Source organism: Ruegeria atlantica, from assembly GCF_001458195.1.
Lineage (GTDB): Bacteria > Pseudomonadota > Alphaproteobacteria > Rhodobacterales > Rhodobacteraceae > Ruegeria > Ruegeria atlantica.
In genome coordinates, this window is the sequence record NZ_CYPU01000029.1 from 1 (window position 1) to 10,971 (window position 10,971).

General features: G+C 53.5%; 10 protein-coding genes. 6 read left to right on the plus strand and 4 right to left on the minus strand.

Annotation, left to right across the window (positions count from 1 at the left end; all coding sequences use genetic code 11):
• The coding region (locus RUA4292_RS08770; RefSeq protein WP_145974910.1) for an integrase core domain-containing protein at nucleotides 1–206 on the plus strand (206 nt) is incomplete at its 5' end.
• A gap of 467 nt (nucleotides 207–673) precedes the next feature.
• Here RUA4292_RS08770 and RUA4292_RS08775 read toward each other — a convergent pair.
• Nucleotides 674–1,300, minus strand: coding sequence for a hypothetical protein (locus RUA4292_RS08775; protein ID WP_233493397.1), 627 nt, complete (start codon nucleotides 1,298–1,300; stop codon nucleotides 674–676).
• 24 nt (nucleotides 1,301–1,324) lie between these two features.
• The gene (locus RUA4292_RS25245; protein ID WP_233493398.1) at nucleotides 1,325–1,474 is read right to left on the minus strand and encodes a hypothetical protein; all 150 of its coding nucleotides are present in this window, start codon (nucleotides 1,472–1,474) and stop codon (nucleotides 1,325–1,327) included.
• 472 nt (nucleotides 1,475–1,946) lie between these two features.
• On the opposite strand from RUA4292_RS25245, the gene RUA4292_RS08790 reads away from it, so the two are divergent.
• Nucleotides 1,947–3,671 carry an adenylate/guanylate cyclase domain-containing protein gene (locus RUA4292_RS08790; protein WP_145974913.1) on the plus strand — a complete coding sequence of 575 codons (1,725 nt, stop codon included), beginning with the start codon at nucleotides 1,947–1,949 and terminating at the stop codon, nucleotides 3,669–3,671.
• Between the two features lie 269 nt (nucleotides 3,672–3,940).
• Complete coding sequence (locus tag RUA4292_RS08795) at nucleotides 3,941–5,563, plus strand: adenylate/guanylate cyclase domain-containing protein (RefSeq protein WP_058277272.1); 1,623 nt, start codon at nucleotides 3,941–3,943, stop codon at nucleotides 5,561–5,563.
• A 269-nt stretch (nucleotides 5,564–5,832) separates the two neighbouring features.
• Here the strand turns inward: RUA4292_RS08795 and RUA4292_RS08800 are convergent, their stop codons facing one another.
• On the minus strand, nucleotides 5,833–7,074 hold the full coding sequence (locus RUA4292_RS08800; RefSeq protein ID WP_058274125.1) for a membrane dipeptidase: 1,242 nt from the start codon (nucleotides 7,072–7,074) through the stop codon (nucleotides 5,833–5,835).
• 235 nt (nucleotides 7,075–7,309) lie between these two features.
• Nucleotides 7,310–7,885 carry a TetR/AcrR family transcriptional regulator gene (locus tag RUA4292_RS08805; protein ID WP_058277273.1) on the minus strand — a complete coding sequence of 192 codons (576 nt, stop codon included), beginning with the start codon at nucleotides 7,883–7,885 and terminating at the stop codon, nucleotides 7,310–7,312.
• 116 nt (nucleotides 7,886–8,001) lie between these two features.
• On the opposite strand from RUA4292_RS08805, the gene RUA4292_RS08810 reads away from it, so the two are divergent.
• From RUA4292_RS08810 to RUA4292_RS23970, 3 genes are all read left to right on the plus strand, one after another.
• Nucleotides 8,002–9,585 (plus strand): sulfatase-like hydrolase/transferase, encoded by a 1,584-nt coding sequence (locus RUA4292_RS08810; protein ID WP_058277274.1) that lies wholly within the window; start codon nucleotides 8,002–8,004, stop codon nucleotides 9,583–9,585.
• 108 nt (nucleotides 9,586–9,693) lie between these two features.
• On the plus strand, nucleotides 9,694–10,458 hold the full coding sequence (locus tag RUA4292_RS08815; protein WP_233493399.1) for an outer membrane protein: 765 nt from the start codon (nucleotides 9,694–9,696) through the stop codon (nucleotides 10,456–10,458).
• A gap of 117 nt (nucleotides 10,459–10,575) precedes the next feature.
• The coding region (locus tag RUA4292_RS23970; RefSeq protein ID WP_145974915.1) for a helix-turn-helix domain-containing protein at nucleotides 10,576–10,971 on the plus strand (396 nt) is incomplete at its 3' end.

Consider the following 10,971-nt stretch of genomic DNA (forward strand, 5'->3'; position numbering starts at 1 on the left):
AGAACGGATTTTGTGAAAGCTTCAACGGTCGCATGAGGGACGAGCTGTTGAACGGGGAAATCTTCTACTCGCTCAGAGAAGCGCAGATCATCATCGAAGAATGGAGGAAGCACTACAACACCAAACGACCACACAGTGCACTGGGTTATCGCCCTCCGGCACCAGAAACCATCATCCCGATGGAACACAGGCCGATCATGCACTAACAATCACGTTGGACCCGTCAGATAGGGCTGCTCAGAGCGGCAACGGTAGTCAGTCCGGCTGCCGACGCCATTGAGGAAACGGCCGTGTAGACGCCGCTAATGGTCACAGTGGCGATATTAAGGGAGACCGAAGCGATAAGCAGAAGGCCAAAAAATGTTTTGGTTGTCAGGCGTACAGCGCGAAAAATCATTCTAAAAGTTCCGTGGGGGTTCAAAACGACGGATATGAAGTTCGAATAGATCGCCCTCCGGAATTGTATATGGGTGCGTCGGGTGAAGATTACTTTTGATTTTTTGCCAACTCAATGCTTCCAAACGCCAAACACGCATGGGTTTGCAAAAGAGCTAACCGACTAGGAAGCAATACAAAGTAATCGGTAAATAGGTAAGCGTGCTGTGGACGCATTACAGCCTCCACTGGGTTTTCCGAGAAAAAAATTTTGCGAGGCGCTCTGCCACACAGGCCCTTACATTTTGACCGAGGGGGGGGGTGTAGGTTTCGAAAAGCATTCCTCGGGAATTTCGGGAATATCGGGAGGGGGTCTGTCTCGAGCCCCAAACGAGGGGGTAACCATGGCTGGGGTGTACGGCTTACCGTGTTCGTCAACCCGAGGGCGCAGCAGGCCGTAGCCGTCAGGATCGATCATGCCCTCCATCTCCTCGCTCGCCTGCCGGTAGCTGAAACCGCCGCCCTTGGCGTTGTTGAGAACGTCAGTCCGGCTCGTCCAACCATCTTCACCGGCATGTGTTTTCACTTGTTTGATGATCCGTTTCTGCAGCTGGTCGAACTTGTCCACTGCTGTGAATTCCTCCGCCTCAGGTGCAAAGCGTTGGATCGAGTACACCACGAGTCGGACCGCGTACTGGAGCGTCGCTAGATCGACCATGACGTCAGAGATCCGATCGTTCCAAGCCGCATTCCCTAGCGCGACGCAGCCCGCCACGCGAAGGGCCGTCTCTCCGAAACGGCATCGAACTTCGTGATGTCCGTTGTTGCTGGGGTTAAGCCGCGGGATGAGGTTGAAACCATGCTTGCGATACAAATGGGTGCAATCCATCAGGCTACGATGATGATGGCCCGCAGGCTCAATCACGTAAAATCTCTTCCACAGCAAGACTCAGCGGAACGGGCACTCAATAAACTTGCGCGGACCTTCACGAGCCAGGTTGAAACCCTTAAACGGTATCGCTCCAAGGCGGATCAGACCGTCCGCGTCGAACGCGTCGAGGTCAAAGAAGGTGGTCAGGCTATCGTAGGCAATATCCAAAACGGGGGGCGGTCGGATGAAAAAAAGTGACGACAACCTCATGGACCCTACGAAAAGACTCAATGATGCGCCCAGGTGCACAGCAACGGCGAAGTCCACCGGCAAGCGGTGCCGCGCACCCGCCGTTCAGGGCTGGAGTGTTTGTCGCATGCATGGGGCTAGAGGTGGTCATGCAGCTGGGTCAAACCATCCGTCTTGGAAGCATGGGGAACGGTCGAGAGAAACCGAGGAAATGCGCAAGACGATCAATGAACTTATCCGCGCTGACAGGGAACTGCAGAAAATGATCGACTGACCAGGCATTGCCTCGCAAGCAAGGCAAAGCAGTCGTTCGAACGAAGTGCTTGGATGGCCGCTCCGAGCCCAAATTCGACACTTTTCATGAGGCCCGAACCGACTCTTCTTGGAGAAACAACGCGTTTGCACTACCCTCGGTGTTGCCCAGGAGAGGAGCATAACGTTGGACCGAAAATTGGCAACGATCATGGTTGGCGATTATGTCGGCTCGACTAGCGCAATGGAACGAAACGAGGAAAGCGCCCTCTCCCAAGTTCTGAGCGGACTAGACCTCGTTACACGTTGTGTGAGCAAGCATCACGGAAGAGTTTTCAATACAGCTGGCGATGCCTTGCTTGCTGAATTTGAAAGCCCCGTCAATGGCCTCAAAGCCGCGATAGAAGCTCGTTCAGAGCTTGCAACAGCACCAGGTCTTACACCGCAGTCTATGCGCTTTGGCTTGCATTTGGCAGATGTCGTTCGGGTAGGGGAAGATTTGCGAGGTGATGGTGTCAACATCGCCGCTCGATTGCAGCAATTGGCCGAACCCGGTGAAATCGACGTATCGGAAGCCTTATTCGACCATGTCCGTAGAGTGTCGCCCTGTGCATTTGAAGACCGGGGGGAACATCGGCTCAAAGGGCTGGACGAAGCCATGCGCATAATGCGCGTCGGTGCCTCTTCGGATCGCCATGTTTTCCAACTTGCTCCGACCGTTGAAGCACCAAAATCCGCCATAAAGCCGAATTCAATCGCCGTTTTGCCATTCCTGACGAGAACTGGAGCAGACGAGGATCAAGATTTTCTCGCCGAAGGATTAACCGAGGAATTGATCCACGATCTGAGCCTCATCCGTTCACTTTTTGTGAGTTCTCGAACAGCTTCCGTGGCGTTGCAAACAGATGATCCCAAACTAATCGGGGATACGCTTGGTGTGCGGTACGTATTGGCTGGAAAGGTTCGTAAGATGGGCTCACGTGTGAGTCTGAGCGTGACCCTAACTAGAACCAGCGACGGAGGGCTTGTCTGGTCAGATCGCATTCAGCGGCCTTTCGACGAAGTAATCGACGCGATGGAGGAGATAGTTGCGCGCGTGGCGGCCACGGTATCAGGCCGGATTGATCACGAAGCGATTAGCGCGGTCCGTATGAAACGGCCAGAGAATATGACCGCTTATGAATATTATCTGCGGGGTCTGGAACAACACCGTATGGGCACTGTGGCAGACTCGTTCTACCGCGAAGCACGAGAATGGTTTCGAAAGTCGCAGGAAGCCGATCCCAACTTTGCGCGCCCCATTGCAATGGACGTGTGTTCCTGGAGCGGTATGGCAGATTTCGATCTGGCATCTGCAGAAGAAAAACTCAACCGCGCGATGCAACTGGATTCTTCGGATCCCGAACTGCACCGCATTCTGGGTACTTTACAGATTAAGCTGAACAATGACTATGACGCCAGTCGTCGCCACCACGAGCGAGCGATGCAACTTGCTCCGAACGATGCCTACATTCTTGGGCGCTGCGCCGCTTTCTACACTTTCGATGGGCAGCCAGAGCGGGCCCTGGAGTTACTGGAGCACGCGGCGACACTTGACCCGTTTTTGCCGGTTTGGATTGTCGAGGAGCAGGTGGCGGCACTATACGCATTGGGGCGCTTCACAGAATCCAACGAAGAGGCCAGGAGCCTCAATTTCCAGACTCGTCGATCCCGGCTCTACAGAGCAGCAAGCCGAGTAGCTCGAGGCGACGTTGAGCGCGCACGTGAAATCGTGACCGAAGCGTTGGCCGACGACCCCACTCTCAGTCTGGAATATGTGAAGTCACAGGAATTGCTACGCGACACAGAAAAGTTAAACGCCCTTTTTAACAATTTGCGCAAAGCAGGGTTGCCTGACCACCCTATCGCCAGTGCGAATTCGTAAAGATTTTGCACTGCAGAGGTGACACTGAGCAATTGTTTTTGTCCAACAGCGCTGAAAGGACCGCTTTGTCCGCAGGGCCGCCGTTCGTTCCTCATTGTGAACTTTCGAATGTCTGTTGTGAGCCCAAACTTTACGTGGTTACGGCTTCGCAAAACCACTGTCCAAATGCGTGTCCGACTGCGATCAGAAGCAAACTGCTTGTTGGTTCGAGGCGTTTCACTATGTTTGGTGGCCGGAGGGCTCCGGTGCGTTCGCGAATTGCAACTCTAATGGTCGTCGATATGGTCGGTTACTCATCTATGATGAACGCCAATCAGGATGCCGCAATCGAAGCAGTACGAGAGCTCAAGCGCGACCAATTGGAGCCAGTGCTCGCCGACTTCGGTGGCGAGGTCCTAAAACGCATGGGTGACGGCTGGATCGTTGCCTTTGCCTCAATCGGTGCAGCTTTGGACAGCGCCATTCAGGTGCAAAGCAATCTTTATGACCACCCGACCATAAAGCTAAGGATCGGTTGCCATCTGGGAGAAATAGTCGAAGACGATGATGATTTTTACGGCACTGGTGTGAACATCACTCAACGCATTCAAACTGAAGCACCGCCCGGTGGCGTGATGGTGTCGGAAGACTTTTACCGTCAGCTGTCAACCGAACAATCAGCAGTGCTTAGCGACGCTGGCACATTCAGCCTAAAAAATATCTCGCAGCCGGTCCGGCTATATCAATGGCGACTTGCGCCCGGTTCAACAGGCAAGTCGGGTGATGTACCATCAATTGCATTCCAGTCCTTTGATTACGCGCCGGTTGATCCAGAGACCAAAGCGCTCGCTGGTGACCTCCGTGATCAACTTATCGTAAGAGTATCGCGGAGAAAGGGCGTTTCCGTTTTCGATGCATCTGCCAAGTCTGTAGAAGCCGCGACCTATGATTTGCGCGGGCGCGTTCGGATCGCTGGGAGGCGCGGAAGGTTCACCATTACGTTGGTCTCACGTTCCAACGCGAGGCCTGTATGGTCACAGACATACGAAGCTCAGGCTGAAGATGTATTCGATTTCTGCGACACTGTCCTGGAGCAGGCAGAGGGGGATTTACGTCTCCAAACCAATGCGTTCGATGGGGATAGACTTGCTGGGCTCCCAGTTGACGACTTGAGTGTATCTGAGCTCCGTGCACGTGCCGCCAATGAATTTTACAAGGTTACGATAGAAAGCTGGGAAGAGGCACTTTCACTTATAGAACGTGCCATCTCGCTCAATCCGCTGGACGGGATGTCGCTTTGCATGCGCGTGGAAGCACAACTCATGCTCCACGGTGCACGCTACAAGATTATGTCTGCCGAAATTAAGAAAAGATGTGAGGAAGTCCTAAACACCGCGGTGATGCAAGAGCCCAAGAGCGACTATGTCATTTGGGTCCGAGCGAATTTCCGGCTTGCAGTGCAAGACGATATTTCAGGAGCGCTCGCTGATCTTAAACGAGGACGGCAACTTAATCCCGCGTATTTGGAAAACCATGAACTTGAAGGTCAGATTTTGCTTCGTAGGTCTGAATTTGCGGGGGCTGATGCTGCATTTTCGCGTCTCGTAGAGCGTGGCGAGCAGGATCCACTGCAACCATATCGGCTGTTCATGCGTGGCATTGCAAGGTATTGCGGCGGAAATTTCGAAGGCAGTGTTGAGGATGCCTCTGCCGCCTATGACATGCGCCCAAATGAAGCTGGCCACCTAAAACTCCGCGCGATGGCGCTGACTGAGATGCAACTTCATGAACAAGCCCAGGCATGCTTGCAAGCGGCCCAGCAGCTATCACAAGCCCCAATGATGACGACAAAACCACCGGTCTTGCCACCTGACATGCGCTGGATGTTAGACAGGCTAAAACCTGTCTTCTGAAGTCAATTGGCCATGTTATTGATGCAAATCTTGTGTGCGGACATCGTCCGCTTTGTCCCGCGTTGCAGTCATAGACGGTTTTTTAACTAGCGTCGGCTATCGCCCGAAGCGGTCATGGGAAGCAGAAAGCTCGGTTTCGCGTGACCGAACGGCTGCTCAGCGGCGCTTAGCTGTCATCTGAGGAAAACAGTCAGATGACCGAGTCGAGCCCAAAACGGTCAATCGATTTTGCTACCGGAGTGAATAGGCGACTGCTCTCCAAACAGAAATCAGCGCGAGAAGAACAGCTCCTCCATTTCACGCCGCACCCTCAGTCGTTCAGGATACTCTTGTAGGAATACCTCTGGTGGTTTGCCTTCCCAGACTTGAGCAAAGACACGCATTTTGTTGCCGCCGTAGATCTTCGCGAGATCTTCGTTGCTGTAGCCGCGCGCCCAGAGATCATCGGTAATTGCGGCGATGATCTTGGCTAGTTCGCCATTGCCAGTTGCGCCCCTGGCGAAGGCATCGGTCATGTAACCGCCATCGTCATACATGGTGGGATTTGCTTCGGCGAATTGAACCACCAGTTCGGTCGAGAACATGTCGTCAGTGGCGATGCCGACATGGTCCACGCCGATCAGCTTGACGTAATAGTCGATCATGTCCGCGGCCTGCTTGGGCGAGATATCCTCCGGCCAGATCCCGTCCATCATCCACTCGGTGAAGGTCGGCGCAACATAGCCGCCGGAGTTCGCCGCCCGGATCGCCTCGTCATCGGGGATGTTGCGGTAACAGCCTTGCGGTGTGGCACCGGGCTCGTCCTTGTAGAGCCCTGCCGGGACCGAATGAGTAAAGATATAGGGAACGCCAGGGTAGTTTTCGTCCATGTAGTCCATGGCGTCATTGGCGGTCTTCGAGCCGGTGTGGCTGAGGTCGAGCAGGATACCGAAGCGCACCATCTCGTCGATCACCGACTTGCCCCAGGGCGTCAGTCCGATGTCCAAACCCTTCTGGGCTGACAACTGGCCAGTCCCGGTCCGGAAGATGTCGTTATAGGCAAGGATCATAGACTTGATGCCCATGTCCTTGAACAGGGCCATCTTCTTCAGGTCGCCATCGAGGATCGTCGCGGTCTGACTGTTCCAGATCACTGCCGTCTTGCCCTGAATATGCGCCGCCTCGATGTCACGGGTTTCATTAACGACCAGATAGTTCTCCGGGAACTGGGCCATCGCGGCTCGAAAGTGATAATGCTGTTCTAGCAGTGTCTCAAACGACATGTCTGCGGCAGCAAGCGTCATCTCATGACCGGTTATGCCGTTATCTCGTGCGCGCTGGAAATATGTGTGCAGTTGTTCATATTCCGTCCAACCAGTTCCATAGGGGCTAGCGAGCATTCCAATAACGATTGTGTCCTGAACAAACTGTTTTGCTTCATCAGAGGCATCCCACGTTTTGCTTTCTTCGCTCGCATATGCTGGCGTGGCCAGTACAAATGCCAACACACCCGCCGAAATCAATCGCTTCATTACGCTTTAGCCTCCGTTTCCAGTTCGTTGTGGTTTGAATATGCCCATTACTCATCGGATCCGACAAGTTTTTTTGCGTGAGTCAGTGTCTGGTATGTCCGCAGAGCGGTCATTCAAGCAAGTTGCAGCGAATGACTGGATTGAGCCCAAAGCAGACTTCTGAATGCGTCAGCTTGATTAAGTTGGCCGCGATTGAAATTCGGTTCAATTGCAAGCAACCAATTGAGCCCCGTAATTAGCCCTTAACCAAAAGCTCCAGTCTTAGCTTCCGAATCCTGGAGCGATCTTTTGCAGAAAGCTCGGAGAAAAGTTCACGTTCACTGACTTGATAGGCAACAAATGTCCGAACACGCATCTCCAACTGATCGCCCTCAAAGCCAACATTTCGAAAAAGTCCGCGTATGTGCTCGAGTCTTTTGTTCATTTCTTTTCGCCAGACCCGGCGCACTTTGGGATCTTGTCGAGCCCATTGTCGTATTGCGTTGTCGTACCGGCTGAGGTCGGCACTATCGACAACGTCGGCGACCATCGCGAGTTTTTCCACCGGTGTTGCTTCGGAGAATCGCCTTTCCTCTAGAAAAGGCACCCCGTCAAGCTGCACCCAATGATCCAGCAATGCTTTGTGAAGGTCGGCCCGATCACGAAAATGGTAATAAAAGCCACTTTTGGCCACGCCTAACTTGTCGGCAATACGTTCCACGCGGACTGCCTCAATTCCTCCAGTACGAAGCAGATCCAGGGCAGAATCTAACCAGTCCTGCTTGCTGAAACGCTTTTTCCCCACAGTCTTACCGCCCTTGATCTGAGTCATGTTCAGCAGATATCGAATCCGCTAAATGTAATCAACTGTACGGTTCCGTATAATTATATAGACGGTTGCGTATATTAATGTGTATATCAAGCTGAGCAGCTTTTGGGAGGGAGATTATGAGACGGACACTTGAAGCGGGAGCCGTTGTTTTGGCCTGTTTGGCAGTCGTCACACCCGCAAGCGCCCTGGAACCGGACGGTCCGCATTTAGCTCATGCCCAACGCAATGCGGAAATATGGGCGGCAGAAGACGTTGAAATCGATGCGAAACTTGCGTCTCTTGAGGAGCGCTTTGGAAAGAAGCCTAACATCATTTACATCCTTACTGATGATATCGGCTGGGGTGAGCTTGGCTGGCAGGGTGGCGGTAAGCATCGGGGCACGCCTTCAGAAGAATTAGATGCAATGGCTTTTGACGGAATGCGGTTTTGGTCTGCCTATGCAGAGCCTTCGTGCACGCCAACAAGGATCGCGATCAACACTGGTCGACACCCAGTAAGGACAGGCCTGCTTACCGTACTGTGGCCGGGGCAAGTGGATGGGTTGTCGGCTGAAGAAGTAACAACGGCGGAGCTGCTGTCGGGAGTTGGCTATAGCACGGCCATGTGGGGCAAGTGGCACTTGGGTGACTTACCGGAGCATGCACCGGAAAACCAAGGATACGATTACGCCTACTACGGGCTTTTCAATGGTGCCCCGGACTTTTGGCAGGCCTCTTACGAAGACCAAAGCGGAACGTTCCCGTTTGCAGATTTTCCCGGAAATGATGCCTATCTGGACGGCGCTGGAATTGACTTGTCCGTCGCTGGTTACGTCGGTCGCAAAGGCGAAGGCCGCACCCCTATTGAGGGCGCACCCGGGATACTGGCCCCCGAACGCCAAGAAGCTTTCGAGAATGAGTCGATTAGCCAGATCACCAAGTTCGTTCAAGACCATGCGCAAGACGATAAACCGTTTTTTGTCTACTGGGCTTCATACGCTTTGCAACTCGCTGCTTCGCAGGAATTCAGCGATGATCCAGGCGTAGACAAAAACAACCGCCAAGCTTCGTTCATGGCGCTTCACAACAAGCATGTGCGGCAACTTCTGGATACGCTGAAAGAAGAAGGCATTGCCGAGAACACGCTGGTCGTTTGGATGAGCGATAACGGTCCGATGTATGCCTTCTGGCCGACCGCCGGGTACACTTTGTTGCAGGGCGCAAAAGGAGATGTGCTTGAAGGTGGCATTCGCGTACCGGCAATGGCGTGGTGGCCCGGCATGATCGAACCGATGCAAGACCCGATGGATGTTATCCACGTCACTGATCTGTTTACCACGGCGGCGCGGATCGGTGGTGCGTTGGATAAAATTCCAAATGACCGAATAACGGACGGCGTCGATCAGACTTCTCTCTTTTTGAATGGCGAAGGTCACGGTCGGCGGAATTTCATAGCGCACTACAGTGGCGAAGTCCTTGGAGCCTTCCGCTACGATGATTTCAAAATCCATATCAAGGAAGGTCACGGGGGCTTACCGGGGATGGATTTCTTCAACATCATGCGGGACCCGGGTGAAAAGTACGGCGCTCTCTACCCGGGACTTTGGGTCGTGCAACCGATGCAGCAATTATTGGGTATGCACATGGGGCGAGTGGAGCAGTTTCCACATCGGTCGCCAATGACTCCTGAAGAAGCCCGCTTAAAAGCGCAAAGCCATTGATGGTGTTGGTTCCGAGGCATTCTTTCGGTGCTTCGGAACCCGCTCGTTTAGTCAAGAGAAATGAGAATTGTCATGATTAACAGAAGCCTGATTGCGACATCCGCCGCAATGACATCGTTGGCTGCAAGTGCTTCATTTGCCGAACCGATCCCACTTGCGGGCCAAAGTGAAGATGAATGGCGACAGACGTTAGCGTTTTATGCATTCCTGCCCGCACGAACGAGCGGAACGTCAACCGTCGCTGGTGCCACCGTTCCGCTTGATCTTGATCTTGGCGATGCTTTGGAGCTTTTGGATTTTGCTGCAGCTGGCAGGTACGAAATTTGGCGCGGCGATTGGGGTTTCATAATTGACGCTAACTACGTCTCTCTGGAGGCTGACGGAAACTTGCCTACTCCAGGAGGCGCCTCGTTCACCGCAGACATCCGGCAAAAGTGGATTGGCTTACTTGCTGCCTACAAAGCCGTCGATGCAGTTGGTGACAATGGCCAACGCTACGCCATCGATTTGCAGTTTGGTGCCCGATATAACTCATTGAGACAGGAAATCACGGTTTCGTCGCCCCTGCCAGTTCCTGTTCTCGGAGGAGATCAGGGATGGTGGGAGCCAGTTGTTGGCGCTCGCGGCACGTGGGTGCTCAATGACCAATGGACAGCGATTGCATCATTGGATCTTGGTGGTTTCGGCGCGGGGGGCAACGATTTGCAAATCGGCGCCAACATCGGAGTTGATTGGCGCGCTTGGGACAGCACGTCACTTTTCTTTGGCTGGCGCTACTACAGCATGGATTATAGCGATAGCCTCTCTACAGGTGCATTTGAATATGACGTTGATCAACATGGTCCGGTGCTCGGTGTTAAATTCAGATTCTGATTTGCACAACACCATCTATACTCCAGCACTGAATACGATTTGAATGTCAGCTTCGTCCGGCGGTTTCAACTGATCGATGCAACACTTTAATCTTTTTGGAAAGATGGAGTGTAAGCCATGGCCTATCGTCGTCGCATATTTTTCACAGACAAACAGAAGTCAGAGATATGGGATCGATGGCAACGCGGAGAGTCGATGAGTTCTATAGGGCGGCTTTTTGATCGCGAGTCGTCTTCGATCTATCCACTCCTTGCTCGCACTGGCGGCATTCGCCCGCCGGCCCGCGTCAGATCCCGGCGCGCTCTGACACTCTGCGATCGAGAGGAGATATCGAGGGGCTTACGTGCGAGGGTCTCGATACGGTCGATTGCCCGTGCTTTGAACCGATCGGCGTCCACAATCAGTCGAGAGGTCCGACGTAATGGTGGTGCCAAACATTACCGTGCAGCGCCCTCAGATGCTGCGGCCTGGGACCGAGCCCTCCGCCCAAAGCCGTGCAAACTGCAAGGCAAT